The 25,327-nt window shown below is 67.3% G+C and carries 22 protein-coding genes, 5 pseudogenes and 1 other annotated feature; of the genes and pseudogenes, 11 read left to right on the forward strand and 16 right to left on the reverse strand.

Translation table 11 applies throughout. From position 1 onward, the window contains the following. Positions 1–12 precede the first annotated feature (12 nt). Positions 13–156 (forward strand): annotated as a pseudogene (locus tag FU792_RS19365) (IS3-like element ISPfr13 family transposase); the annotation flags it as partial. 53 nt (positions 157–209) lie between these two features. On the opposite strand, the pseudogene FU792_RS19370 reads toward FU792_RS19365, so the two are convergent. The 3 genes and pseudogenes from FU792_RS19370 to FU792_RS19380 all read right to left on the reverse strand — a co-directional run. Then, a pseudogene (locus FU792_RS19370) lies at positions 210–293 on the reverse strand (IS3 family transposase); the annotation flags it as partial. A 12-nt stretch (positions 294–305) separates the two neighbouring features. Beyond that, complete coding sequence (locus tag FU792_RS19375; protein ID WP_161600270.1) at positions 306–518, reverse strand: hypothetical protein; 213 nt, start codon at positions 516–518, stop codon at positions 306–308. Next, positions 414–563, reverse strand: a sequence feature (AL1L pseudoknot). Its footprint overlaps the gene before it by 105 nt. Next, the gene (locus FU792_RS19380; RefSeq protein ID WP_161600271.1) at positions 521–715 is read right to left on the reverse strand and encodes a hypothetical protein; all 195 of its coding nucleotides are present in this window, start codon (positions 713–715) and stop codon (positions 521–523) included. (Overlaps the previous feature by 43 nt.) Positions 716–728: 13 nt before the next feature. Between FU792_RS19380 and FU792_RS14370 the strand changes: the two genes are divergently transcribed. The 4 genes from FU792_RS14370 to FU792_RS14385 all read left to right on the forward strand — a co-directional run bounded on the left by FU792_RS14370 (position 729) and on the right by FU792_RS14385 (position 3,372). Further along, the gene (locus tag FU792_RS14370) at positions 729–1,019 is read left to right on the forward strand and encodes a transposase (RefSeq protein ID WP_022926308.1); all 291 of its coding nucleotides are present in this window, start codon (positions 729–731) and stop codon (positions 1,017–1,019) included. Then, complete coding sequence (locus tag FU792_RS14375) at positions 1,016–1,897, forward strand: IS3 family transposase (protein WP_149814851.1); 882 nt, start codon at positions 1,016–1,018, stop codon at positions 1,895–1,897. Before FU792_RS14370 ends, FU792_RS14375 begins: the two co-directional genes overlap by 4 nt. Positions 1,898–2,003: 106 nt before the next feature. After that, positions 2,004–3,158: an IS110 family RNA-guided transposase gene (locus tag FU792_RS14380; RefSeq protein ID WP_238706000.1), complete on the forward strand. Its 1,155-nt coding sequence runs from the start codon at positions 2,004–2,006 to the stop codon at positions 3,156–3,158. Beyond that, on the forward strand, positions 3,145–3,372 hold the full coding sequence (locus FU792_RS14385; protein ID WP_202980385.1) for an IS3 family transposase: 228 nt from the start codon (positions 3,145–3,147) through the stop codon (positions 3,370–3,372). Before FU792_RS14380 ends, FU792_RS14385 begins: the two co-directional genes overlap by 14 nt. Before the next feature lie 32 nt (positions 3,373–3,404). On the opposite strand, the pseudogene FU792_RS14390 reads toward FU792_RS14385, so the two are convergent. Continuing rightward, positions 3,405–3,970 (reverse strand): annotated as a pseudogene (locus FU792_RS14390) (transposase); the annotation flags it as partial. Between FU792_RS14390 and FU792_RS19385 the strand changes: the two are divergent. Beyond that, a complete protein-coding gene (locus tag FU792_RS19385; RefSeq protein WP_161600272.1) occupies positions 3,911–4,186 on the forward strand; it encodes a helix-turn-helix domain-containing protein in 276 nt (91 codons plus the stop codon). The pseudogene FU792_RS14390 and the gene FU792_RS19385 sit on opposite strands and share 60 nt — an antisense overlap. Before the next feature lie 360 nt (positions 4,187–4,546). Here FU792_RS19385 and FU792_RS14400 read toward each other — a convergent pair whose 3' ends face one another. Together FU792_RS14400 and cysD (FU792_RS14405) are read right to left on the reverse strand one after the other, a co-directional pair. Beyond that, complete coding sequence (locus tag FU792_RS14400; RefSeq protein WP_149814957.1) at positions 4,547–5,791, reverse strand: sulfate adenylyltransferase subunit 1; 1,245 nt, start codon at positions 5,789–5,791, stop codon at positions 4,547–4,549. A 23-nt stretch (positions 5,792–5,814) separates the two neighbouring features. Then, positions 5,815–6,726 (reverse strand): sulfate adenylyltransferase subunit CysD, encoded by a 912-nt coding sequence (gene cysD, locus FU792_RS14405; protein WP_149814853.1) that lies wholly within the window; start codon positions 6,724–6,726, stop codon positions 5,815–5,817. A gap of 169 nt (positions 6,727–6,895) precedes the next feature. On the opposite strand from cysD (FU792_RS14405), the gene FU792_RS14410 reads away from it, so the two are divergent. After that, complete coding sequence (locus FU792_RS14410) at positions 6,896–8,314, forward strand: tyrosine-protein kinase domain-containing protein (RefSeq protein WP_022926316.1); 1,419 nt, start codon at positions 6,896–6,898, stop codon at positions 8,312–8,314. Between the two features lie 574 nt (positions 8,315–8,888). Further along, positions 8,889–9,179 carry a hypothetical protein gene (locus tag FU792_RS14415; RefSeq protein WP_149814855.1) on the forward strand — a complete coding sequence of 97 codons (291 nt, stop codon included), beginning with the start codon at positions 8,889–8,891 and terminating at the stop codon, positions 9,177–9,179. A 24-nt stretch (positions 9,180–9,203) separates the two neighbouring features. Here FU792_RS14415 and wecB read toward each other — a convergent pair whose 3' ends face one another. The 6 genes and pseudogenes from wecB to FU792_RS14445 form a co-directional block, all read right to left on the reverse strand. After that, entirely contained in the window at positions 9,204–10,355 is a 1,152-nt protein-coding gene (gene wecB, locus FU792_RS14420; RefSeq protein ID WP_022926318.1) for a non-hydrolyzing UDP-N-acetylglucosamine 2-epimerase, read from the reverse strand. Beyond that, the gene (gene wecC / locus FU792_RS14425) at positions 10,352–11,593 is read right to left on the reverse strand and encodes a UDP-N-acetyl-D-mannosamine dehydrogenase (RefSeq protein WP_022926319.1); all 1,242 of its coding nucleotides are present in this window, start codon (positions 11,591–11,593) and stop codon (positions 10,352–10,354) included. Before wecC ends, wecB begins: the two co-directional genes overlap by 4 nt. 50 nt (positions 11,594–11,643) lie before the next feature. Then, positions 11,644–13,041 (reverse strand): annotated as a pseudogene (locus FU792_RS14430) (APC family permease); the annotation flags it as partial. A 129-nt stretch (positions 13,042–13,170) separates the two neighbouring features. Beyond that, positions 13,171–14,439 carry a sulfate adenylyltransferase subunit 1 gene (locus FU792_RS14435; protein ID WP_478013395.1) on the reverse strand — a complete coding sequence of 423 codons (1,269 nt, stop codon included), beginning with the start codon at positions 14,437–14,439 and terminating at the stop codon, positions 13,171–13,173. Next, on the reverse strand, positions 14,439–15,350 hold the full coding sequence (cysD, locus tag FU792_RS14440; protein ID WP_022926277.1) for a sulfate adenylyltransferase subunit CysD: 912 nt from the start codon (positions 15,348–15,350) through the stop codon (positions 14,439–14,441). The genes FU792_RS14435 and cysD (FU792_RS14440) overlap by 1 nt, the downstream gene beginning before the upstream one ends. 140 nt (positions 15,351–15,490) lie before the next feature. Next, complete coding sequence (locus FU792_RS14445) at positions 15,491–15,937, reverse strand: HIT family protein (protein WP_022926278.1); 447 nt, start codon at positions 15,935–15,937, stop codon at positions 15,491–15,493. A 151-nt stretch (positions 15,938–16,088) separates the two neighbouring features. Between FU792_RS14445 and cysC the strand changes: the two genes are divergently transcribed. Continuing rightward, on the forward strand, positions 16,089–17,162 hold the full coding sequence (cysC, locus tag FU792_RS14450; RefSeq protein ID WP_237740069.1) for an adenylyl-sulfate kinase: 1,074 nt from the start codon (positions 16,089–16,091) through the stop codon (positions 17,160–17,162). Positions 17,163–17,203: 41 nt separating this feature from the next. Next, a complete protein-coding gene (locus tag FU792_RS14455) occupies positions 17,204–17,968 on the forward strand; it encodes a 3'(2'),5'-bisphosphate nucleotidase CysQ (RefSeq protein WP_022926280.1) in 765 nt (254 codons plus the stop codon). A gap of 4 nt (positions 17,969–17,972) precedes the next feature. Here FU792_RS14455 and FU792_RS14460 read toward each other — a convergent pair whose 3' ends face one another. The 4 genes and pseudogenes from FU792_RS14460 to FU792_RS14475 all read right to left on the reverse strand — a co-directional run bounded on the left by FU792_RS14460 (position 17,973) and on the right by FU792_RS14475 (position 24,084). Then, a complete protein-coding gene (locus tag FU792_RS14460) occupies positions 17,973–19,739 on the reverse strand; it encodes an SLC13 family permease (protein WP_022926281.1) in 1,767 nt (588 codons plus the stop codon). 1,367 nt (positions 19,740–21,106) lie between these two features. Continuing rightward, positions 21,107–21,781 carry a WecB/TagA/CpsF family glycosyltransferase gene (locus FU792_RS19390; protein ID WP_084485261.1) on the reverse strand — a complete coding sequence of 225 codons (675 nt, stop codon included), beginning with the start codon at positions 21,779–21,781 and terminating at the stop codon, positions 21,107–21,109. Positions 21,782–21,864: 83 nt separating this feature from the next. After that, positions 21,865–22,701 (reverse strand): glycosyltransferase family 2 protein, encoded by an 837-nt coding sequence (locus FU792_RS14470; protein WP_202980386.1) that lies wholly within the window; start codon positions 22,699–22,701, stop codon positions 21,865–21,867. A 465-nt stretch (positions 22,702–23,166) separates the two neighbouring features. Continuing rightward, a pseudogene (locus FU792_RS14475) lies at positions 23,167–24,084 on the reverse strand (transposase). Between the two features lie 539 nt (positions 24,085–24,623). Between FU792_RS14475 and FU792_RS18610 the strand changes: the two are divergent. Further along, positions 24,624–25,313 (forward strand): CDP-glycerol glycerophosphotransferase family protein, encoded by a 690-nt coding sequence (locus FU792_RS18610; protein ID WP_149814858.1) that lies wholly within the window; start codon positions 24,624–24,626, stop codon positions 25,311–25,313. Positions 25,314–25,327 lie beyond the last annotated feature (14 nt).

Raw genomic sequence — 25,327 nt, forward strand, 5'->3', positions numbered from 1 at the left:
CCTAACTCAGGTCAGATCGCCGCGCGGACCTACCGCAGCTGGAAGTGCAGCACCCGGGTGCTGGCGGCACGGACCATCACCGACGCCCAGGTCGTCGACGCCGTGCGGGACATCGCCTGGAGCACCGACCAGCACGGCCGGCGCAAGCTCACCCCGGCCTGAGTTTGATCACTCGGCCGTAGATCGCTGGCAGGCGACTTAGCCTGGATTCCACGCAGCCCCTCGGCCTTCATCAGCCGCTCCACCGTGCAGCGGGCGACCGTGACGCCCTCGCGATTGAGTTCGGTGTGGATCTTCCGGGCGCCCTAGACACCCAGGTTGGCCTTGTGAGCGGTCCGGATGTCCTCGGTCAGTTCGGCGTCCCCCACGCTGCGCGCCGAGGCAGGCCTGGTCTTGGCGGCGTAGTAGGTGCTCGGGGCGATCTGCATGCCGGCGTCCTTCAGGACGGTGCAGATCGGCTCGACCCCGAACCGGTCGCGGTGCTGATCGATGTAGTCGACCAGCACCGCGGTGGGCACTTCTACCTGATCTTGCGGTCGAGCTCCGCGGCCGCGAAAAAAGCCGCGGACGTCTTCAGGATCTCGTTCGCCCGGCGCAGCTCGCGCACCTCACGCTCGAGCTCGACCAGCCGCTGCGCGTCATCGGTGGTGGTGCCGGCCCGGACACCGCCGTCGATCTCGGCCTGAGGTTCCCCCCGGAGCGTAGAGGCATCCACAATGAGGATCGAGATGCCAGAGAAGCGCAAGAAGTACGACCGGGAGTTCCGTGAGGGAGCGGTCCGGATCGTCGAGGAGACGAACAAACCGATCGCGCAGGTCGCTCGCGATCTTGGCGTGAACGAGGGCACGCTGGGCAACTGGGTCCAACGTGCTCGCGCTGCGCGCGAGGGTCACGGCGAGCTGTCCAAGGACGACGTCGAGGAGCTGAAGCGGCTTCGCGCCGAGGTCGCCGAGCTGCGGATGGAGCGTGATGTCCTCAAGCGATCCGTGGCCGGGTGGGTGAAGGAGGCGACGAAGTGAGCGTGGCACGCTTCATCGCCGACCAGAGGACCAACTATGCCGTGCCACACACGCTGGTCTGCGTTTTGCTCGGGGTCTCGCTGGCGTGGTTCTACAAGTGGCTCAAGCGGGCCGAGGGACCGGGCGCTGCGAGCGGGTTGTTCACCGACACCGACCGGCGCCGCGACAGCGTCGACCGCGCGGTGCGGGTCGCGTTCAAGAAGGCCAAGGGGCTGCACGGCTCACCTCGCCTGCACGAGGACCTGCGCGAGGCGGGATGGCAGATCAGTGAGAAGACGGTCGCTGACTCGATGCGCCGTCAGGGCTTGGTGGCCCGTGTCATCAAGCGGCGCAGCGGTCTGACCAGGCAGGACAAGAGCGCGCCGAAGTTCCCCGACCTGGTGCGCCGGGACTTCACCGCGCCGGCCCCGAACCGCAAGTGGGTCGGTGACATCACCGAGATCCCCACGGCTGAGGGCAAGTTGTACCTGGCCACCGTCATCGACCTGTACTCCCGCCGCCTGCTCGGCGCGGCGACCAGCAACCACCCGGACGCCGAGCTGGCGTGCGCGGCGATCCGGATGGCCGTGACCGCCCGCGGCGGCAAGGAGGCGATCTGGCGCGAGGACGAGTCCGAGCGGGTCATCTTCCACAGCGACAGGGGCTCGACCTACACGGCGGGCTCGTTCAGCCGGTTGTGCGCCCAGCTAGGGATCCGCCAGTCGATGGGTCGGGTCGGCTCGTGCTTCGACTGCGAGGATCGTGTCTGCGCCACCGCCTGGGGTCTGACCCTTGTTACGACCGGCCCCGCTGGGTGCCCTCGCGTTGACGTGTCGGCCCTGGGTGGTGGCGTGCACCTGGCTGCTGGCCGGGTGGGCAGTGACCTGATAGGAGCCTGACTCGACCAGGGTCTCATCGCAGTCCTGTCCGCCCACTCCGGCCAGCTGAGCCATGGACACCGCGCCCGGAGAATGCGAGAGAGGAACCCATAGCCCGATGCCCAGCATGCAACTTCGCCGCGACGATGTCATTGTCGGCGTCGACACACACAAGGACAACCACGTCGCCGTCGCGGTCGACGGCCTGGGCGGCCGACTGGGCGACCTCGTCGTGCCCGCCACCCTTGCCGGCTTCGAGGAGCTTGTCGCCTTCTGTGTTGCCTTCATCGGCCCTGAGGGTCGCCTGGTCGCATTCGGTGTCGAGGGCACCGGGTCCTACGGTGTCGGCCTGGCCCGCTACTTACGCCGCCAGGGCCACGAGGTCCACGAAATCGCCCGCCCGGCGCGAGCCGTGGAACGGCGCCTCGCAGGAAAGAACGACACCCTCGACGCCGAGCACGCCGCACGCCAACTCCTGGCCGGGCACGGCCTGTCCACACCGAAGACCGCTGACGGCGAGGTCGAGACGATCAGGTTGGTCAAGATTGCCTACGACGGCGCCGTTCAGGCGCGCACGACCGCGATGATCACGCTCAAGGCGACTCTGGCGACCGGGAGTGAGGCGTTGCGGACCGAGTTGGAGAAGCTGACCGATCACCAGCTCGTCCTCGCCTGCGCGGCCTTGGAGGGCCCGACCCCGCTACCGCCGGTGCGGCGGGGCGCACCAGCAGTCGTCCTACCCATCGACCCCGACGCGGCGATGCGGCACGTGCTGTCCTCGATGGCGAGGCGGTGGCTGAGCCTGCACGAGGAGGCCAAAGCCCATGCCGCCTCGCTGAAGGCCCTCACTGCAGCCGCCGCGCCGCGCCTCGTCGAGGCCGTCGGTGTCGGCTACGACACGGCCGCCCAGATGCTGATCACGGCCGGCGACAACACGGACCGGATCAAGTCCGAGGCCGCGTTCGCCAAGATGTGCGGCGCGTGCCCGATTCCCGCCGGGTCCGGCAAGACCAACAACAGACACCGCCTCTACAGGGGCGGGAACCGGCAGGCCAACGCCGCTCTCTACCGAGTCATCATCGTCCGCATGCGATGGCACCAACCAACCATCGACTACGTGGCCCGTCGCACCGCCGAAGGCCTGTCCAAACGAGAGATCATCCGCTGCCTCAAGCGCTACCTCGCACGCGAACTCTTCCGCCTCCTCCCAGCACCCGATACCACGCCCCCCCCCGAGACGAGGAACTCGAGATGGTCGCCTGATCGACTTGACGATCTATAGGAGCATCAATGCAGCCGCCGAGGCGCTGTTCTCCTCCCTGGAGTGGGAGGTGCTGTGCCGGCACGAGTTCGACACCCGTACTCAGGCCCGCGCCGTGGTCATCGACTGGGCTTACGGCTTCTACAACCACCAACGCCGGCACAGCGCCGCTGGCATGATGTCACCGGTCAACTACGAGCAGACCACCGCGATGCCCATCCCGGACGCCGCGTAGCCGCAAGCCCTCCACGATCTGGGGGGAACCACAGTCATCTTCCTCCGCCCGTACAGCCCCTCGGGCGTGAGCCGGCGCCGGCCGTGCTGGTCGGTCGTCCAGGCGATGTCCCGCACGGCGTGCATGACCTGGGCGTCGGTGACGGTGCGCGCGGCCACGGCCCGGGTGGCGCACTTCCAGCTGCGGTAGGTCCGCGCGGCGATCTGGCAGCCCTGCTCGCGCAGCACCCGGCAGATCGACTCGACCGCGTAGCCCTGGGCCCTCATGGTGTCGATGAAGCCCATGATCAGCGGTTGCGGGGGTCGAGTTCCCCCACGAAGAAACTCGTGGCCGCCTTCAGGATCGCCACGTCCTCGCGCAACCGCCGGTTCTCGGCCTTGAGCCGCTTGATCTCCTCGTTCTCGGCGCTGGTGACTCCAGGGCGGTCCCCGGCGTCGACCTCGGCCTGGGTCACCCAGCGACGCACCGACTCCCGCGCCACTCCTAGCTGGTTGGCGACTGCGGTCATCGCCTCGGTCACCGTGGCGTACTCCTGCTGGTGCTCTCTGACCAGACGCACCGCCCGGGCACGAAGCTCCGGATCGATCTTCTTCGGCATGGTGCTCATCCTCCTGTACTCAAACAGGAGCGGCATCAAACCTGGGCCGGTTCAGAGTTCAGGCGCAGGTGGCTGGATCTGCTGGCTTCAGGTCGTAGCGTCGCGAGTGTCGCTGCCGAACTGGGAATCAGCGATCAGACGATCTACTGGTTGGCGCCAGCAGGAGCGCATCGACCGCGGCGAAGCGGTCGGGCTGACCAGCCCCGAGAAGGCTGAGCTGACGGCGGCGCGGAAGAAGATCGCCGCGTTGGGGCAGGTGGCGGTGGCGACCAAGGCGGTGGAGGCGCTCAAGACCGAGGCGGACCCAAAAGTCGGTACGCGGCGGTCGACGTGATCGCCGCCGGGTTCCCGGTCCAGGTCGCCTGGCGAGTCCTCGGCGTTGCCGAGTGCGGGTTCTACGAGCAGCGCATCCGGCCGCCTTCAGAACGGGCGGTGCGGCACGCCTGGCTGACGGATCTGATCCCTCCGGTCCACCTCGCCTCGCGCGGCCGCTACGGCGCCCGCCGGGTGTGCGCCGAGCCTCGTCGGCCCGCCCGTCAGCCCACCTGGGTGTCCGCCATTTCTGCCCGCGGGGTCTCAGTCCCGGATCATCCCGGCACCGACGGTGACGCCGGACGCCTGGTCGATGAGGATGAACGACCCGGTGATGCGGTTCTGCTCGTAGAGGTCGACCATGAGCGGCTGCTGCACCCGCAGCGTGACGCGGCCGAGCTCGTTGAGGCCGATCTCCTCGGCGTCCTGGTCGCGGTGCAGGGTGTTGACGTCGAGGCGGTAGTCGATCTCCTTGACCAGCGCCTTCACCGTGCGCGTCGTGTGCTTGACGAGCAGCTTGGCCCGCGGCTTGAGCGCGCCCGGCGACATCCAGCAGATCATCGCGTCGAGGTCCTGGGTCTGCTCCGGCTGGTTGTTGACCCGGGCGATCATGTCGCCGCGGCTGACGTCGACGTCGTCGGCGAGCCGCACGGTCACCGACATCGGGGGGTATGCCTCGTCCAGCTGCTTGTCGAAGGCGTCGATCGCCTCGATGGTGCTCGTCATCCCGCTCGGCAGGACGATGACCTCGTCACCGGGCTTCATGACGCCGCCGGCGACCTGACCGGCATACCCGCGGTAGTCGTGGAACTCGTCCGACTTCGGGCGCACGACGTACTGCACCGGGAACCGGACGTCGCGCATCTCGCGGTCCGAACCGATGTAGACGTGCTCGAGGTGGTGCAGCAGGCTGCTGCCCTCATACCAGTCCATGTTCTCGCTGCGCGAGACGACGTTGTCGCCCTGCAGCGCCGAGATCGGGATGACCGTGAGGTCTGGCACGTCGAGCTTGCGCGCGAAGGCCGTGAACTCGGCCTCGATCTCCCGGAACCGCTCCTCGGAGAAGTCCAAGAGATCCATCTTGTTGACCGCCAGCACCAGGTGCGGCACCCGCAGCATCGACAAGATGACCGCGTGGCGACGGGACTGCTCGGTCATGCCCTGGCGGGCGTCCACCAGCACCAGACCCAGGTCGGCGGTCGAGGCACCGGTGACCATGTTGCGGGTGTACTGCACGTGGCCCGGGGTGTCGGCGATGATGAACTTGCGCCGCGGCGTCGCGAAGTAACGGTAGGCGACATCGATGGTGATGCCCTGCTCCCGCTCGCTGCGCAGGCCGTCGGTGAGCAGCGCCAGATCGGTGTAGTCGAAGCCCTTGTCCTTCGAAGTCTTCTCCACCGACTCCAGCTGGTCCTCGAAGATCGCCTTGCTGTCCAGCAGCAGCCGCCCGATGAGCGTCGACTTGCCATCGTCCACCGAGCCCGCGGTCGCGAAGCGCAGCAGGTCCATACCGGTCTCGGTGCCCGTGCTCATCAGAAGTAGCCCTCCTTCTTGCGGTCCTCCATGGCGGCCTCGGAGAACTTGTCGTCACCACGGGTGGCGCCGCGCTCGGTGATGCGGGAGGCCGCGACCTCCTCGATGATCTTGTCCAGGTCGTCGGCGTCGGACTCCAGGCAGCCGGTGAGCGTCAGGTCACCGACGGTGCGGAAGCGCACCTGACGCTCGGTCACCGTCTCGCCGTCGCGCAGCGGGTTGAACTCGCTCTCGGAGAAGAGCATCCCGCTGCGCTCGAAGACGCGCCGCTGGTGCGCGTAGTAGATCGAGGGGATGTCGATCGCCTCACGGCGGATGTAGTCCCAGACGTCCAGCTCGGTCCAGTTGGACAGCGGGAAGACGCGCATGTGCTCGCCCTCGTGGATGCGGCCGTTGTAGAGGCTCCACAGCTCGGGGCGCTGGTTCTTGGGGTCCCACTGGCCGAACTCGTCGCGGTGGGAGTAGACGCGCTCCTTGGCGCGAGCCTTCTCCTCGTCCCGGCGGCCGCCACCGAAGGCGGCGGTGTAGCCCTCCTCCTCGATGGCGTTGAGCAGCGTGCCGATCTGCAGCCGGTTGCGGGGCGTCTTGCCGTCGTCGACGACGATGCCGTCCTTGATCGCCTCCTCGACCGAGGCGACGTGCAGCCGCACCCCCAGCCGGTCGACCCAACGGTCGCGCGTGGCCAAGACCTCGGGGAAGTCGTAGCCGGTGTCGACCTGGAGCACCGGGAAGGGCACCTTGGCGGGGTAGAACGCCTTCTCCGCCAGCCGGAGCATGACGATCGAGTCCTTGCCGCCGGAGAACATCAGCACCGGCCTCTCGAACTCCGCCGCGACCTCACGGAAGATATGGATCGACTCTGCCTCCAACTCGTCGAGCTGGGAGAGTCGGTAGTTGCCGTCGACTGTCACACCTGCGCCTTTCCCCTACGAATGCTGCGCCAGCACGATAGCCGAGTTTCACCCGATCCCCCGCATCGCGGTGCGGGCTGGTGGAATCGGGACGTCGGTAGGAATAGGGTGAACCGCTGGGTCCGCACCATTGGCCCATTTCCCTACTACCCAAATGCCCGGAGCGTGCGTGGAACTCACCGACTATCTGCTGCTGGTCCGTCGACAGTGGCGGCTCATCCTCGGCGTCGCTCTCGCTGTCCTGCTGGCGACAGCGGTCGTCACCGCCTTGAGCACTCCGCAGTACCGCGCCCAGGCTCAGGTATTCGTCTCGACCTCCGGCGGTGACACTGCAGCTGACCTGGCGCAGGGATCTAACTTCGCTCAGAGGCAGGTCGCGACGTACGCGGACATTGTCACCACTCCGATCGTGCTGGACCCGGTGGCCGAGGAGTTCGATCTCGACGGATCTGCTTCGCTCTCGCAGCGCACGACGGCCCAGGTGCCGGCGGGGACGGTGCTCATCAACCTCGCGGTGACGGACGAGGATCCTCAGCGCAGCGCTGATCTGGCGAATGGGATCGCCGAGCAGTTCTCCCGGACCGTGCAGGACCTGGAGCGCATCGAAGGTAGTGACAGCAGCCCCGTGAAGGCGACCGTAGTGCAGCCGGCTGCCGCCCCTAGCGGCGCTGCCAGCCCTGACGTGCCGCGCAACCTCCTGCTGGGGGCTGTCCTAGGCCTCCTGCTCGGCATCGGCGCTGGTGTCCTCCGCGATGTCCTCGACTCCCGCATCAAGGGTGAGTCCGACGTGTCTCGCGTCTCCGAGGAGCCAGTTGTCGGCGCGATCGCCTTCGACAAGGACGCGCCGGAGCATCCCCTTGTCGTGGAGATCGACCCGCACAGCCCGCGTGCCGAGGCCTTCCGCACCTTGCGCACCAACCTGAGGTACATCGAGGCCGACAACCAGCCGAAGACGATGGTCTTCACCTCGACCATCCCGGGTGAGGGCAAGTCGACGACGACGGCCAATCTTGCCCTCACCCTGGCTCAGTCAGGGGCCACTGTCTGTCTCATCGAAGGAGACCTTCGTCGCCCCCGCCTGCTGGAGTACCTCGGTCTGGAGAACGCGGCCGGGATGACGGACGTCCTGGTCGGGCGGGCCGATCTCGACGACGTGGTCCAGCCCTGGGGTGACAACATGTGGGTGCTGGGCTGCGGGCCCATCCCTCCCAATCCCAGCGAGTTGCTGGGCTCGACCGCCATGAGCCGCCTCGTCGAGACCCTAGAAGAGCGGTTCGACTACGTCATCATCGACAGCCCGCCCTTGCTGGCCGTCACCGACGCGGCCATCCTGTCCACCCAGGCCGACGGGGTCATCGTCGTCGTCGGCACCAAGCTTGTCCGTCGTGACCAGCTCGACCGGGCGCTGGGCAGCCTGCGGAAGGTCGACGCCAACGTGTTGGGCCTCGTGCTCAACCGTCTGCCCACCAAGGGACCGGACGCCTACTCCTACGCCTACGAGAGCTACCAGTCGGACGCAGCGCTCGAGGCCCAGGGCAAGCGTGCAAAGTCGCGCCGGGCCCGACGCAAGAGCAAGCAGAGCAGCTGATCCATGGAGCTCTCCGGTCGGCAGGCCAACACCCTCCTCGTCGTGCTGGCGCTGGGGGCGGTCGGCGCGTCGGGCTACGCCATGTGGAACGTCCGGCAGATGCCCGAGCCGTCAGCACAGGTCGCCGACAGCCCGGCACCGACCACGGGCGCGAGCACCACGCCCACCCAAGACGCGGAGGACGGTGACGCGGCGCAGACCTCCACCCATAGCTCCGACGACTCGACCACGTCCGCGGAAGTTGAGCCAACTGAGTCGTCCGACCCGGTGCAGACGACCGAGCAGGCGGAGCCGACCGTGGCCGACTGGAGCTCGGCCTGGAGCGACGACGCTAACCTCCTGGTCATCGGGGACGGCTACAGCAACCTGGAGTCGCAGTGGGTGCAGCTCTGGGCAGGCCGGCAGGCAGGCGACCGCCTGACACTAATCAGCCACTGGGGCGAGGCGGCCGACGAGACGTTCAACGACCCGATCGAGCTCTCCGACGGTGAGGGTCCTGACCTGCACGTGTGGAGCGCGAGCCGCGACGGCACGACGATCCGCGAGGCCACCAGACGCATCGACCGTTTCATCGATGCCTCCGCACCACCGGACGCTGTCCTCCATCTCCCTGGGGGGCTCGAGCGGCGACGAGGACGTCGCGGAGCAGCTCGACCGGCTGCTCGAGGAGCTTCCCGACGTGCCGGTACTGGTCGCGGCGGGGCCGTCGGGCCTCTACGAGACGGGGGTGGCCGACGACATTGTGGCCTGGGCCGAGGACAACACCGACCGGGTGTCTCTGATCGATCTGCGCGAGGCGACGTCTGAGAAACCCACTGCCGAGGAGTGGGCCCTCGCCTTCGACGAGGCCCTCAGCGAGAACTAGACCCGAGGGGCGGTGGCCAGCGGCTCAACCGGAGAAGTCGGGCTCGCGCTCCCCGACGCCCAGCATCTGGGCAAGGGCGGCGATGCATCTTGAGGTGGCGTTGCCGTCTCCGTAAGGGTTCGTGGCATTGGCCATGACTCGGTATGCCTCTGGCTCGTCGAGCAGCCGAGCGACCTCGGCGACGACGTTGTCCTCCGCCGTGCCGATCAGCCGCACCGTGCCGGCGGCGACGGCCTCGGGTCGCTCGGTGTTCTCGCGCATCACGAGCACCGGCTTGCCGAGCGAGGGGGCCTCCTCCTGCACCCCGCCCGAGTCGGTGAGGACGACGCTCGCCAGCTTCATGAGCCGGGTGAACTCCGCATACGCCAGGGGCTCGGTCACCAGCACGTTGTCCTGCCCCTCGAGGTGGGGCAGGATCGCCTCGCGGACCACCGGGTTTCGGTGAGCGGGCAGCACGATCGTGGTCTCGGGGTATGCCTCTGCGAGCCGCCGTAGTGCGCGCCCGACGCCATGCATGGCCTCGCCCCAGCTCTCCCGCCGATGCGAGGTGACCAGCAGCACCCGGCCGCCCGCAGCCTCCAGCTCGGCCAACCGCTCATCCACGAAGTCCTGTCTCTCGGCCACCGTGTGCAGCAAGGCGTCGATCACGGTGTTCCCCGTGACGACCACGCCATCGCCATGGATCCCCTCACGCAGCAGGTTGTCGCGGGAACTCGCCGTCGGAGCCAGGTGCAAGGCACTCACCTGCGAGGTGATCCGCCGGTTGGCCTCCTCGGGGAAGGGCGACATGATGTCGCCGCTGCGCAGCCCCGCCTCCAGATGGACCACCGGTATGCGGCGGTAGAACGCGGCGATGGCCGCTGCGGCGACCGTGCTCGTGTCGCCCTGCACCATGAGGGCATCGGGCTGCTCTGCTTCGAGGACAGGATCCAGCCGGTCGAAGACCTTGGCCATGAGCGCGTTGAGGCTCTGGGCGTGGGCGAAGACGTCGAGGTCGTGATCGGGCACGATGCCGAAGATCTCGTTGACCTGGTCCAGCATCTCTCGATGCTGTCCCGTCACGACGGTGACGCTCTCGAGACGCGGGTGGTCCTGCAAGGCCCGGAGAACGGGCGCGACCTTGATGGCTTCCGGCCGGGTGCCGTAGACCGTCATCACTCGCTTGCGCGCGATCATGCGGTTCCCCGCCAGACACCACGTGTGTCGATCACCGGGATGTCCGGCGTCCATCGACTCTCCTTGAACTCGCGATGATCCACGAGCAGAGCAGCGACCTGCGCCGTCTCTGCGACCTCCTCCAAGGAGGCCAGTCGGACGTTCGGCAAGGAGCTGAGGCGCTCCGGCAGCATGTCGACATTGGGCTCCACCGCCAGGACCGTCGCCGCCGGAAGACGCTCTGCTAGCTGCGCGGTGATCTCCAGGGCCGGGGACTCCCGCATGTCGTCGATGTCCGGCTTGAACGCCAGGCCGAGCGTCGCGATCACCGGCGACCTGATGTCGTCCACGGCAGCCATGACCTGACCGATCACGTGCTCCGGCTTGTGGTCGTTGACCTCCCGCGCGGTGCGGATCAGACGTGACTGCTCGGGAGCGGCCGAGACGATGAACCACGGGTCGACGGCGATGCAATGACCCCCGACCCCCGGTCCCGGCTGCAGGATGTTGACACGGGGATGCTTGTTCGCCAGGTCGATGAGCTCGAAGACGTCAACACCGAGTCGTTCGGAGATCAGTGACAGCTCGTTGGCGAAGGCGATATTGACATCTCTGAAGGCGTTCTCCGTGAGCTTGGCCAGCTCCGCCGTCACTGCGTCGGTGAGATGGATTTGGCCGCGGCAGAAGGTCTCGTACAGCGCCTTGGCGCGCTCGGCAGCCGTGGGCGTCAGGCCCCCGACGATCCGGTCGTTCTCGACCAGCTCGACCATGACGCGTCCCGGGAGCACCCGCTCGGGGCAGTGCGCGATCGCGATGTTGTGATCAGTGCTGCCGTCGGTGCTCAGGTCGGGCCGGGCTGCGCGGACTCTGTCTGCGAGCCGTTGCGTGGTGCCGGGCGGTGAGGTCGACTCGAGGATGATGAGTTCACCACCCCGGAGATGTGGGATGACGCCGTCGACAGCAGCGTCGACGTAGGAGAGGTCAGCGGCATACCCCTCGGCGAAGGGGGTGGGAACGGCGATGATGAAGACGTCTGCCGGCGTGGCATGCCGCTGAACAGTCAGGTGACCGGTGCTCACTGCTTCGGCCACCTGGCTCTCCAGGTCGGGCTCGACGAACGGTACGCGTCCTTGGCTCACTGCCTCAACGTGTCGTGCGCTGACGTCCACTCCCGTGACGCGGTGGCCGTGGGTGGCGAGGATCGCCGCAGTGGGCAGGCCGATGTAACCGAGCCCGAGGACGGCGACGTGCAATGACACGATTTGTGCCTCCGTGAGTTTCGTTGACGTTGTAGAGCCAGCACGATGGGTCATCGCGCAGCGTCCGTGGTCCAAGTTGTTTCTGCATGCTCGCCCAGCACCAGGCGGCGCATCTCCTCGTCGTCGATCTGCCGGCTCGCGGGGAGCCGCATGACGTAGAAGACGACGCCCAGCAGCACCCAGACGCCGAGCGCGATCCAGGAGGGCGTGCCCAGCTGCGCCGGCGAGCCGGGGATCAGGAGCAGGCCGAGGAAGAGCAGGCCGGTCAGCGCCCCCAGGCCGCTGAGCACCTTGCGGCCGGTCGACCGGGTGGACGGCTCGCCCTCGTCGCTCCGCGACCACCGCCAGAGACGGTATGCCGCGAGGCAGGTGTAGGTGTAGGCGACCGTCACACCGACGGAGGTCATGTCGACGACCCAGAGCAGCGCCTCCCGGCCGAAGAGCGGCGCGATCAGGCACAGCGCCGCGGCGAACCAGACGGCCCGCCCGGGGGCGCCGGCCTCGTTGACCTTGGCGAAGAACGGCGGCAGCACCCGCGCGCGGCCCATCGCGAAGAGCAACCGGCTCGCGGAGACGTAGAAGCCGTTGAGCCCGGTCGAGACGCCCATGACGACCGCCACCGCCAGCAGCACCAGCCCGATCGGTCCGAAGAGCGTCTCCAGCCCGTCGGCGGTCCCCCAGGCCCGCGCGTCCGCGACCATCTGCGGCCAGGGCTGGGCGACAGCGGTGGCCAGGAGCATCGCGACGTAGATCCCGGCGGCGGCGACGATGGCCAGGATGATGAGGCCGAAGGCCTTGGTCGGGGAGAAGTCGAACTCCTCGGCGGCCTGCGGCACGTTGTCGAAGCCGACGTAGGCCCACGGGGCGATGGCGACGATCATCAGCACCGCGCTGACCGGCGCCACCCCCTCGGGGAAGCCGGGCTCGAGGTTGGACAGCGGCGTGTCCGGGTGCAGCCACGTCCCGAGGAGCAGGAAGATGACAGCGGCCAGCATCACCAGGCAGAAGGCATACTGCACGCGGCCGGAGAGCGTCCCGCCGCGCGCGTTGAGCAGCGCGAAGAGCAGCAGCGCGGCCGAGGCGACGACCACCTCGCCGAGGTAGACCTGCCAGCCCGCCACCTCCCACAGCGGCACCCACTTGACCACCGGCGGCAGCAGCCGTCGGAAGAGCAGCGCGAGCGCCGACGCGTTGAGCGCGATGATCGAGACGTAGCCCAGGACCAGCGCCCACCCGGCCACGAAGGCGTGGGTCCGCCCGAAGAAGGAGAAGGCGTAGGCATACTCCCCACCGCTCACCGGGAAGTGCCGGATGAGCAGGCCGTAACTCACCGCGATGAGGCACATCAGCGCCCCACCGATGATGAGCCCGAGGCTCGCGCCCAGCGGCCCGGCCTGCGCCAACAGGTCCTGCGGGAGCACGAAGGCGCCCCAGCCGATCGCCGAGCCGAGCGCGACCGCTCACACCCACTGCGGCTTGAGGGTCTTGCGCAGCTCCTGCCGCTCCACCGAAGCCCCCGCCTGCTCACTCATGGACGCCGAGTGTAGTCAGGCCGGGAGGCCTGACCGCGAGGATCGTCAGCTGCGGATCATCCCGGCACCGACGGTGACGCCGGACGCCTGGTCGATGAGGATGAACGACCCGGTGATGCGGTTCTGCTCGTAGAGGTCGACCATGAGCGGCTGCTGCACCCGCAGCGTGACGCGGCCGAGCTCGTTGAGGCCGATCTCCTCGGCGTCCTGGTCGCGGTGCAGGGTGTTGACGTCGAGGCGGTAGTCGATCTCCTTGACCAGCGCCTTCACCGTGCGCGTCGTGTGCTTGACGAGCAGCTTGGCCCGCGGCTTGAGCGCGCCCGGCGACATCCAGCAGATCATCGCGTCGAGGTCCTGGGTCTGCTCCGGCTGGTTGTTGACCCGGGCGATCATGTCGCCGCGGCTGACGTCGACGTCGTCGGCGAGCCGCACGGTCACCGACATCGGGGGGTATGCCTCGTCCAGCTGCTTGTCGAAGGCGTCGATCGCCTCGATGGTGCTCGTCATCCCGCTCGGCAGGACGATGACCTCGTCACCGGGCTTCATGACGCCGCCGGCGACCTGACCGGCATACCCGCGGTAGTCGTGGAACTCGTCCGACTTCGGGCGCACGACGTACTGCACCGGGAACCGGACGTCGCGCATCTCGCGGTCCGAACCGATGTAGACGTGCTCGAGGTGGTGCAGCAGGCTGCTGCCCTCATACCAGTCCATGTTCTCGCTGCGCGAGACGACGTTGTCGCCCTGCAGCGCCGAGATCGGGATGACCGTGAGGTCTGGCACGTCGAGCTTGCGCGCGAAGGCCGTGAACTCGGCCTCGATCTCCCGGAACCGCTCCTCGGAGAAGTCCACGAGATCCATCTTGTTGACCGCCAGCACCAGGTGCGGCACCCGCAGCATCGACAAGATGACCGCGTGGCGACGGGACTGCTCGGTCATGCCCTGGCGGGCGTCCACCAGCACCAGACCCAGGTCGGCGGTCGAGGCACCGGTGACCATGTTGCGGGTGTACTGCACGTGGCCCGGGGTGTCGGCGATGATGAACTTGCGCCGCGGCGTCGCGAAGTAACGGTAGGCGACATCGATGGTGATGCCCTGCTCCCGCTCGCTGCGCAGGCCGTCGGTGAGCAGCGCCAGATCGGTGTAGTCGAAGCCCTTGTCCTTCGAAGTCTTCTCCACCGACTCCAGCTGGTCCTCGAAGATCGCCTTGCTGTCCAGCAGCAGCCGCCCGATGAGCGTCGACTTGCCATCGTCCACCGAGCCCGCGGTCGCGAAGCGCAGCAGGTCCATACCGGTCTCGGTGCCCGTGCTCATCAGAAGTAGCCCTCCTTCTTGCGGTCCTCCATGGCGGCCTCGGAGAACTTGTCGTCACCACGGGTGGCGCCGCGCTCGGTGATGCGGGAGGCCGCGACCTCCTCGATGATCTTGTCCAGGTCGTCGGCGTCGGACTCCAGGCAGCCGGTGAGCGTCAGGTCACCGACGGTGCGGAAGCGCACCTGACGCTCGGTCACCGTCTCGCCGTCGCGCAGCGGGTTGAACTCGCTCTCGGAGAAGAGCATCCCGCTGCGCTCGAAGACGCGCCGCTGGTGCGCGTAGTAGATCGAGGGGATGTCGATCGCCTCACGGCGGATGTAGTCCCAGACGTCCAGCTCGGTCCAGTTGGACAGCGGGAAGACGCGCATGTGCTCGCCCTCGTGGATGCGGCCGTTGTAGAGGCTCCACAGCTCGGGGCGCTGGTTCTTGGGGTCCCACTGGCCGAACTCGTCGCGGTGGGAGTAGACGCGCTCCTTGGCGCGAGCCTTCTCCTCGTCCCGGCGGCCGCCACCGAAGGCGGCGGTGTAGCCCTCCTCCTCGATGGCGTTGAGCAGCGTGCCGATCTGCAGCCGGTTGCGGGGCGTCTTGCCGTCGTCGACGACGATGCCGTCCTTGATCGCCTCCTCGACCGAGGCGACGTGCAGCCGCACCCCCAGCCGGTCGACCCAACGGTCGCGCGTGGCCAAGACCTCGGGGAAGTCGTAGCCGGTGTCGACCTGGAGCACCGGGAAGGGCACCTTGGCGGGGTAGAACGCCTTCTCCGCCAGCCGGAGCATGACGATCGAGTCCTTGCCGCCGGAGAACATCAGCACCGGCCTCTCGAACTCCGCCGCGACCTCACGGAAGATATGGATCGACTCTGCCTCCAACTCGTCGAGCTGGGAGAGTCGGTAGTCACCCTGGACGGACACGGGGCAGCCTTTCGGTCGGGACTTCGAGCACGATATAAGACCTGTCGAGCAAGTCCCCCATCAGCGACCCTGGACTTCCCTCACTCCCCATCGCACCGCGATGTGGACAACGCTCTCCGCGGTCGAGACGGCGCGGGGGTTCACACGGCGGCGCCCAGCGCCTTCTGGATGTCCGACAGCGCCGTGTCACTGTCCTGATGCTGCGCGTCTGACAGGACGGGGAAGGCGGGCCAACCGTTGTCAACCCACTCGAGCCCGGCGAACTCCCGCAGCCCGTCATAGCGCGGCAGGACGTGGTAGTGCACGTGATGGTCGACCATCATCAGGGCCAGGTAGTTCATGATCTGGTGATCGAACGTCTGGCTCACCGCAGCCTCGATCTTGCGCGTGACATCGGAGAGCAACGACATCTCATCCGGCGTGACCTCGCCGAGGGTGAGGGCGAACCTGTTGAGGGACAGGATCCCCGCGCCGAGGGTCGGCTGGGCGGGTCGCACAGACCAGGTCCATGCTTCGTTCCGATAGACCAGGAGCTCCTCCGTGCGGAACTTCGCCTGGAACTCCTCGAGGGTAGTGGTTTCCGTCATTGCTGATCCTTTGCTCGTCACCGTGTGCGCCTGGTGCAGCATCCTCGACGTTCGAGTGCCGCCCAGGGCTACGAACTCTCGGCACCATAGCCGGACCCCTAGCCGCACATCTCGATCGAACGTCACCGATGAGGTGACACACTCTCGTGTCGTGAGCGATTCCAGCGCCTACCCCGCACTCTTCCCCGGTATGCCCGCGCTCGACGACCTCGAGCTGGTGCGTCTGGGGCTGCTGGCGCCGGACGACGTGGGGGTGCCGGCGGGACCGGTCACCGTGGTCGACGCCGAGGGGGTGCCGGTCGCCGAGGTGGGCGCGGACGGCTCGCTCGGCTGGCTCTCGCCACGGTCGTCGCGGCCGTTCGAGGGGTGGCACCTCACCGAGGACGGGGTCGAGCTGCCTGCCGCGCTGGTGGACGACGCTGCGGCCCTGGATCGCGTGCCGGAGGGGACGCGCACCCTCGTGGCGCTCGCGTCCACCGACGGTGACGACAACCAGCGAGACCTCGACCTGGTCCGTGCGGTCCGGCGGGCGGCCGACGACGGGGGGTATGCCCTGCGCGTCGCCCCGGTCGGGCTCGCCGCCCCGGACCGGCGGCAGCGGGTCGAGCAGGTCCGGGCTGCCCTGGCCGGTGACGACGGCACCGTCCACGACCTGACCGCCGCGACGGGGCACGGGGCATACCGGAGCAGAGGCGTCGTCGTGCTCCTCAGCGGGCTCTCCGGCTCCGGGAAGTCGACGCTGGCGCGGGCGCTGCGCGACCGGCTCGTCGAGGACGAGGGGCGCGCGGTCTCGCTGCTCGACGGCGACGTCGTGCGCCGCCACCTGTCGGCGGGCCTGGGCTTCTCGCCCGAAGACCGGGAGACCAACATCCGCCGGATCGGCTGGGTCGCCGCGGAGATCGCGCGGCACGGCGGGATCGCGATCGCGAGCCCGATCGCCCCCTTCGAGCGCACCCGCCAGGACGTGCGCGCCATGGTCGAGGGCCGCGGCGGCCGCCTCGTCCTCGTGCACGTCGCCACCCCGCTCGAGGAGTGCGAGCGGCGCGACCGCAAGGGCCTGTATGCCCGTGCCCGCGCCGGCGAGATCCCCGACTTCACCGGCATCAGCTCGCCCTACGAGGTGCCCACCGACGCCACCCTGACCCTCGACACGACCGGGCAGGACGTCGACCCGCTCGTCGACCAGATCCTGGCCGCGCTCGAGCTGCCCGCCACCACCGACTGACCACCGACACCACCGACCACCACACCGTGAGGGGAACCACCATGACCGACGACCACCAGCTCGCCCGCGAGCTCGCCGACCTCGCCGGGGAGCGCCTGCTCGCCGTGCGCACCGAGCTGCACGCCGCCGGCGTCGAGGGCCGCGAGCTCAAGGACGCCGGGGACGCCGCCTCCCAGGAGGTGCTGGCCGCTGCCCTGGCCGAGCGCGCTCCCGGTGACGCCGTGCTCAGCGAGGAGGCGGCCGACGACCACGCGCGGCTGTCGGCCGACCGGGTGTGGATCATCGACCCGCTCGACGGGACCCGCGAGTTCAGCGAGGTGCCCCGCGACGACTGGGCGGTGCACGTGGCGCTGTGGCAGGGCGGCGAGCTCGTGGCCGGTGCGGTCGCGCTCCCCGCCCGCGGCGTGACCTACGGCACCGACGAGCAGGGCGACGGCATCCCGGCACGACCGGAGGGCGAGCCGCCGCTGCGGCTGGCCGTGAGCCGCTCGCGCCCCCCGGCCTTCGCCGAGGAGCTCGGCCGGACGATGGGCGCGACGACCGTGCCGATGGGATCGGCCGGGGTCAAGGCGATGTCGGTCGTCGACGGGTCGTCGGACGCCTACGTGCACGCCGGCGGGCAGTACGAGTGGGACTCGGCGGCGCCGGTCGCGGTGGCTCAGGCATACGGGCTGCACACGAGCCGGGTCGACGGGAGCCCGCTGGTCTACAACAAGGAGAACCCGTGGTCGCCCGACCTCGTGGTGTGCCGCCCCGAGGTCGCCGAGGAGCTGCTCGCCGCCCTGTCGACGACGGACCTGGGCTGACCCACTAGGGCCAGAGCAGCGGGGTGAGCACCACCGTCGCCACGACCACGAGCACGGTGAGCACCCAGCCGAGCCGGGCGTAGTCGGTGAACCGGTAGCCGCCGGGGCCGTAGACCATCATGTTGGTCTGATAGCCGATCGGCGACAGGAACGAGGCCGACGCGGCCACGGCGACGGCGATCGCCGCGCCACGCGGGTCCATGCCCACCGACTCGGCGGTCGCCACGGCGACCGGCAGCATGAGCAGCGCCGCTGCGTTGTTCGTCACCAGCTCGGTGAGGACGATCGTCGCCAGCACCAGGCCGAGCAGGACCCCGACGGTGCCGAAGGTGCCGAGGGAGGCGACCAGCCCGCCGGCGACCGCGCCGGCCAGGCCCGAGACCTGCATGGCGCTGGCGAGCCCGAAGGCCGAGGCGATGACGAGGATGACCTCGAGGTCGACCGCCCGCCGGGCCTCCTGGGCGGAGAGCACGCCGGAGAGCACGAGCGCGACCGCACCGAGCAGCGAGCCCTGCAGGATCGGCAGGACGTCGAGGGCGGCGAGGCCGACCACGAGCACCAGGACGGTGACGGGGATCCAGGCGCGCGGCGTCGCCGCGGGCGGGGAGCCGTCGAGACCGGCGATGAGCAGGAAGTCGGAGTGGTCGCGCCACCGCTTCCGGAAGTCGGGGTCGGACACGACGATGAGGGTGTCGCCGAGCCGGATGGTCTGGGCGCCGAGCTTGCCGTCGACGAGGTGGCCCGACCGGTGGATGCCCACCACCGCGGCCTGGTAGGTCGACCGGAAGTCCGACTCCCGCAGGGTGCGGCCGACCAGCGGCGACTGGGAGCCCACGACGACCTCGAAGTACTTCGCGCTCTCGCTTTTGAGGTCGAGGACGTGCTCGAGCTCGGCCGAGCGCAGTCCCGGCATGAGCTGGGCGTCGACGACCTTGCTGACCGAGCCGACGAAGTGCAGACGGTTGCCGCCCCGCAGCACGGTGTCGGGCCGGACGGGGGCGATGACGGTGTCACCCCGGTCCACCGACACGAGGAACAGACCGGGGAGGGACCGCAGCTTGGCCTCCTCCACGGTGCGGCCGTCGACCGGCCCACCGGGCTGCACGATCATCTCGATGGAGAAGCGCCGGCCCTCGCTCTGCAACTCCTCCCGCGCGGAGCGGCGGGCCGGGAGGAGCCTGGGTGCGACGGCGACGAGGACCAGGAGCCCCAGGATCGCGATGGGCAGCCCCAGCCGCCCGATCTCGAAGAAGCCGATCGCCTCGAGGCCCAGCTCGGTCATCTGCCCGGAGACGACGAGGTTGGTCGAAGTGCCGATGACGGTGAGCAGGCCCCCGAGCACGGCCGCGAAGGAGATCGGCATGAGGAACTTGCTGGCCGACCGGCCCTGCCGCTCGCACCAAGCCGTCACCTGCGGGATGAGCATGGCCACGATCGGAGTGTTGTTAAGCAGGGCGGACGCACCGACGGTCGGGGTCAGCACCCGCAGCAGCGGACGCCGATACCGCCCTTGATCTCCCAGCGTCCGCTGCAGGAGTGGAGCGAGCGCGCCAGTCTTCTCGACACCGGCCGCAACGACATACAGTGCAGCCACGGTGATCGGAGCGGGGTTCGAGAACCCGGAGAAGGCCTGGGCTGCAGATATGACGTTGAGGACAAGGAGGGCTATCACTCCGCCAAGGACCGCCACCCACGGGCTCACCCGTTGACGGACCAGGAGGATGAGGACGCCGACGATCACCACGAGCGTGAGCCAGGCGTCGAACGACACGGATGCTCCTCCGTTGGTTTAGCGCGTGACAGCCTTGCGGTCTGAGATGACGCCTGAGATTGTTGCACCACGCCAGCCGGAAGATCGCCTCAGCCGTGCTTCGAAGCGCGGGAATGGCCTCGGCCGTAGGTGCTCTAGGCGCTGATCTGTGTCTTTGGGAGTATGGGTCAGAGCGCTTCGACGGTAGGGTGGCCTCACAATCGAACAGCCGCGGAAGGTGATCATGAGCACACGACCCCGTTTACGATAGCCCCTCGGGCGGGAGCATCGAGACGACACGTGTCGTGGCTACCGTACTGCTCGTTGCCTACCACGTCATTGGCGATGACCCGAGCTCTGACTGAGACAGGACTACCCCTCCGCGTACCGATTCTTCGCCGATTTTCTTGTGGACCTCCGCATGCCCTTGTTGGCATCCGTCGCAGGCTTCGTCTTCAGTTTGCGTACGCCCCGACCCCAAACCTCCTGGGCGTTCGCACGAGGAAAGTTCGGCGCCTGCTGATCCCTGGCCTCACCGCCGTTCTTTGCTTCCCGAGTCTCGCCCACGCCGCCGGGGCTGCAATACGCCGTGCCGATTAATGAGGTATGGAAATTGCTCGTACTCCCATGCGCGCACTATTGATTTCTTCAAGCATTGTTCTTGATATTGATGGTTGTCGCATCACTCCACACGCTGTTGCGCATCGATCTTCGTTTCCTCCTCCTAGCATCCTTCGCGCCTTCGCATTCAGGATTTACTTCAGCACCAACATCTTCTCGATCAACGCTGCCGTCTACCTTGCACCATTCTTCCTAGCAGCCGCATGTGTAGGCGCTAGCCAAATTTCCGTTAGGATATCGCGCAGCACCGTCCTTTTTGCTTGTTGGTATCTTAATTATGAGCGCTGCCGCCAACATTCTTGGATACTTCTCTGAGGGCACGCGGTCTCTTGACCGTCGTGACATTCAAAGTCTCGCTTTTGGATTGTCCTGCTGCCTCCTTGCGTACTTCCCCTTGCCTACATGGCCGCGCGTATGCCGATATTCTCAATATTCCTATTCTATTTATCTTTACCACGTCTTGGGAACCACCGGGGCGCGCCGAATGCTGCAACTTATGGGTGTAGAAACACTCTAGCTGCAGTTCTTCATTTCCCTGGGCGCCGGTCTCGTGCTACCCATGATCATCCATCGGCTGGCCCTACTGTCATCTGCGAGTAGACTCAGTGTCCTCGGACTTCGCCCAGATCGCCCTCTTCGCTCTGGCGCCGTCCGATGGGAGCTTTCTTAGACCTCTACGTTCTTCAACGACGTCTTCGCCTTGGTTACTCTTCACTACTTGCCCGTCGAGGAGTGGACGGTTGTTGTCTGCCACCGACCCGCCGTGATCAAGATCTCCGCTCTCGCAGCTGGCGCGGGATGTTCCGAAGCGTGAGCCACGCTCCCACCGCGTACCTGCGGCGCAGCCGCGGAAAATCGTGAGCAAGGCGGTAGGACCACTCCATGCCCGTACGTCGTAGAAGCTGTGGCGCTCGCGGTTCTTCTCCGGCAAGGAAGCCAAACCACCCCCCGCACGTGAGTATGAGCGCCGTCGGTAGGTCCTCGCGCCTACTATGGGTCCACAGAGCCTCTTTCGGCATCCCTAGCCCAACGACCACTATATCTGGCTTGACAGAGTTGACCCTTTCGAGGAGGTCTGCGTCGTCATCGAAATACCCATTCTCGACCAGGACGACCTCGCAATCTACTTGAGCACGCAGAGCGTCGGCAGCCTTGTTTGTAGTCTGAATCTGCCCACCCACCATGGCCACTCGTGGCGTTCTGGCCAGTTGGCGACCCAGTTCTCTGATGACCGGGATACCAATATCCGTCGTGGCGGACCTAGTGATCGACCCAGAACCCGCGATTCGTGCCAATAAGACGACAGCAGCACCATCGGCGTAGACGAGGTCTGCCTCCTCAAGTGCCCGACGGAAAGCGGGGTCACTCAGCGAGTCGAGGCCTCCCACATGAAGCGCGTAGATAAGGCGCGCACCGTGGGTGGCGGGTATGGCCGCCTGCATGATGACGTCCTCGGTCGAAGCATCTCTCACGCCAATACCAGCCACGTCGACCGTTGGCCGAGAGTCCCCAGCGTGGCTCACGATCAGACACCCCTGCCAACTCGATGGAGGAGCCCCAGAGCGTGCTCTCCCGCTGGGGGCCAGAGCGCCACAACGCTCGAGAGGGCCCACCGCCACTGCACTGGGTTTCGACGGGCTGCCCTGGCGGACCAGCGCCACGCGCCCCAGCGGTCACCACTGCATGCATGCGCGAAGGCGATCTGGCCCATGACCCGGGCGGCACCGCGACGATCCTTCGCTACGTCCGGGTGATTGCGCAACATCCAGACAGAACTGTCAATCTTGGTGTCCCAGCGTCGCGCAAAAAAAGAGCTCCGCCCCCACTTCACATGAACGAGCGGCTCATCCACGTGAACAATTGGGTGAATCTGCGATGCCCGCAGCAAAATATCCCAGTCCTCATTCTGGCTTCCCGGAATCTCTTCGCTGATGAGCCCCAACCGTCCGACTAATTCATCCCGGCGAAAGACAAAGGTGGAGGAGTGCAGCATGGCCATCCGGGATCGCACAAGCATCTCGTGAGTCACTTGAGGCCCACCAACGCTCCGAGTCGAAGACTGGCCCTCGTAGTCAACAATGATCGAGGACGTCGCCATAGGAGCACTCGGAAATTCGCTCAGCGCCTCGATTTGCCGCCGCAGTTTGGTCGGCATCCACTGATCGTCATCGTCGCAGAAGGCCACGATCGGTGCCGCCGTACTCACGATGCCCGTATTTCGCCCCCCGGCGAGACCTGGCGTCCGAGCGTTCTTCATGACCACGACCGGCCGGTCTCCCTCTCGGCTCAGGCTCTGATCCGGCTCTGATCGATCGTAGACGACCACCACCTCAATGGGGCCCTCGTAGTCCTGAGCAGCCACGCTCGCGAGGGCTGCGCGCAACTCCTCGGGCGTTCATGGGTCGGAATAATGACGCAGACGAGGGGAAGGTGATCAGCCATCTGGCGCTCCTGGGTCTAGGACAGTGTGTGACTCGTGGATGTCGAACGATTGGGGTTTCTGCTGCACAGAACCGTATCGCCCTAGACCCGGTCTTTCATGAGGTCGGGCTGGCGGGCCCGGCGTGGCCGTGACCTGCGTTCTCGTTTGGATCCGGCGCCTGGGCGTGGCGTAGCGCCGGCTGGCGCTGCCGGGCTGCGGTTCTCCGGGTGGTGATGTCGTGGGTGGACGGGTGTGGTCAGGCTGGCCCGGGGGGGTGGTCGCGATGTTCGGGAAGACGGCGACGATGACTGCCGCCCACGGCCAGGACGTCGGGATCCGCAGCCGCCGGCGGCGTCCTCCGTGGGTGAGTCGGGCGGGCACGTGCAGGAACCGGTAGCGCAGCGCCTAGGGGCTCGCACGGCGCCAGGGTCGTGGCGTGACCGGTGAGGGCCAGCAGCCGGGGTGAGGCGGTGAGGTCGGCGTCGATCGTGACCAGCAGGGCCAGGTCTGGTTCATGGCGAACTGGCGGGAGGGCAACCGTCCCAGGCCGGAGTCCTTGGCGTGCCGGATGCGGTCCTCGACCCTTGCCTGGGCGCGGTTGCGGGCCTCCAGGGACGCCAGCTGCCCGGCGCCGGTGTTGGTGACGAAGGCTTGGTAGCGCCACCCGTCGGCCTCCTCGAACAGGGACAGCTGAGCGCCGGGGTGAGGACGTTCCCGTCGCACGATCACCCGCATCCCCGCGGGCCAGTGGCCCAGGTCGAGCAGCCCGGTCAGCTCGGCGACGTCCCCGCCGGCGCGGACGCCTCCGTCCGCGTCGATCGCGCTCACCCAGGTCGTGGTGGGGACCAGGGTGATGGCGTCGCGGATCTTCTCGGTGAGCGCGAACCCGACGGCGTACTCCACCCGGCGGCCACGGACCTGCCTTTGGGCGGTGAGTCAGTCCAGCAGGTCGTGCGAGGCACCGGCGCCGTCGGAGCGGACCAGCAGGTCCTTGCGGTGGACGGCGGGGACCTGGGCGATCGCCGCAGCCAGGACCTCGATGTGGTCCGCGGCGGTGTTTGAGCCGGCCCGTCCGGTGCGCAGCTTCGCGGCCAGGAACTCACTCGTGTTGTCGCACCACACGCCCGAGGGGTGGAACCCGAAGGTCCGCTTGAAGGTCGGCGTCGCCTGCTCCTTCTCGCTGTGCGCGAGCACGATCGTCGCGTCGACACCGAGGACGCCCGTGACACCCAGGTCGGTCTCGGCGACCTTGCTGGCCGGCACCTCACCGGGGATCAGGGGCCAGACCCGGCGCCGAGCCCTGGCCCTCGCGGCGGTGATCACCTTCGCCCGTCCCGGTGTGACCTCGTCCAAGGTGCGCCCGTCAGACCGGTCCGATCCGTCAGCAGGCGCAGCCCGACGCGGCCCCCGTGGGCCACTACGCCGACACCATCCGCAGATAACGACAACCCCGACGACGACGACGTACGCTTCGCTTACGGGTGCTTCCTGCTGGGCGGACCTGGGACCTTAGACAAGTCCAAGTTTTTCTTGCTCGGGGAGCACTTAGGTGCTTCTACGCGCCGATCACGCCGCCACCCGTGAACGATCCCGGCTAGGCGGTCATGGCCGTCAACTGACTCGAAGGGTGTTCCGGCACGCGCTTCGAAACGAGCACCGACTCCCTGCGTCCCTGGTAAGAGCGCCATGCCCAGGTAGCCCGCCGACGGCCCCCAACGGTGGGTACCGCGTACGCAGACCGCCCAAAGACTGATATAGTTTAACTTTTGGAAAGACCTAGATGACGGTGCACACCAACAGAGGACGTGGCTACCCATTACTACAATCACCGCCGCCTCCGCCAGCCGCACTCAAGGAGCCTGATGGGCAAGCAGCGAGCACTCTTCGAGTCGTGGCGAGGTCGCTACAGTGACAGTCCGCGGGCAGTTTCTGAACTGCTCGGTAGGCAGTCTCCTGAGATCGAGCGGGTCTGGGTGGCCGCGACCCGTGCAGATTTTCCCCAGGACGTCACCTGCATTCCGCGACACCGGATGCGACACTTCGCACATTTGGCTGCTTGCGACGCCCTCGTAACGAACGACATTGTTACCCGGCACCTAGTCAAGGGGCCAAAGGTCACTTACGTGCAGGCGTGGCATGGAAACCCAATTAAATTGGTGGGTCTGGACGAGTCACAACCTCGCTACCGCAATGGCATGACACACCGGAAACGCATGCTCCGGGACGTGGCCAAATGGGACTACCTGCTGTCCAACAGCACGGAGTACACCAGGATTCTGCGTGGTGCCTTCGACTACCACGGCGAGGTTCTGGAGGTCGGCTATCCGCGGAACGACGTGCTCGTCACTGATGACGGAACGCGTCGAAAGGAGATACGGCGCCATCTAGGGCTGCGGGAGGATCAGCAGGCAGTGCTCTATGCGCCAACCTGGCGAGACGATGCTCAGCGTGAGGGTGGCGGATTTTACCACCCGACGCTGATCGACTGGTCGTTGCTCGACTCTTCGCTACCGAACGATGTCGTGTCCTCAACCGCTTGCACAACCATGTAAGTGGGGACGAAAAA

It is taken from the genome of Serinicoccus marinus DSM 15273 (assembly GCF_008386315.1).
Taxonomy (GTDB): Bacteria; Actinomycetota; Actinomycetes; order Actinomycetales; family Dermatophilaceae; genus Ornithinicoccus; species Ornithinicoccus marinus.

Excerpts from the sequence above, each read along its gene's own strand:
- FU792_RS14370 (WP_022926308.1), top strand. The coding sequence starts at position 729 with ATGCCAGAGAAGCGCAAGAAGTACGACCGGGAGTTCCGTGAGGGAGCG.
- FU792_RS14380 (WP_238706000.1), top strand. The coding sequence starts at position 2,004 with ATGCAACTTCGCCGCGACGATGTCATTGTCGGCGTCGACACACACAAG.
- FU792_RS14400 (WP_149814957.1), bottom strand. The coding sequence starts at position 5,791 with ATGGACCTGCTGCGCTTCGCGACCGCGGGCTCGGTGGACGATGGCAAG.
- FU792_RS14415 (WP_149814855.1), top strand. The coding sequence starts at position 8,889 with ATGCCTCCGCACCACCGGACGCTGTCCTCCATCTCCCTGGGGGGCTCG.
- wecB (WP_022926318.1), bottom strand. The coding sequence starts at position 10,355 with ATGATCGCGCGCAAGCGAGTGATGACGGTCTACGGCACCCGGCCGGAA.
- FU792_RS14435 (WP_478013395.1), bottom strand. The coding sequence starts at position 14,439 with ATGAGCACGGGCACCGAGACCGGTATGGACCTGCTGCGCTTCGCGACC.
- FU792_RS14445 (WP_022926278.1), bottom strand. The coding sequence starts at position 15,937 with ATGACGGAAACCACTACCCTCGAGGAGTTCCAGGCGAAGTTCCGCACG.
- FU792_RS14455 (WP_022926280.1), top strand. The coding sequence starts at position 17,204 with ATGACCGACGACCACCAGCTCGCCCGCGAGCTCGCCGACCTCGCCGGG.
- FU792_RS19390 (WP_084485261.1), bottom strand. The coding sequence starts at position 21,781 with ATGCAGGCGGCCATACCCGCCACCCACGGTGCGCGCCTTATCTACGCG.
- FU792_RS18610 (WP_149814858.1), top strand. The coding sequence starts at position 24,624 with ATGGGCAAGCAGCGAGCACTCTTCGAGTCGTGGCGAGGTCGCTACAGT.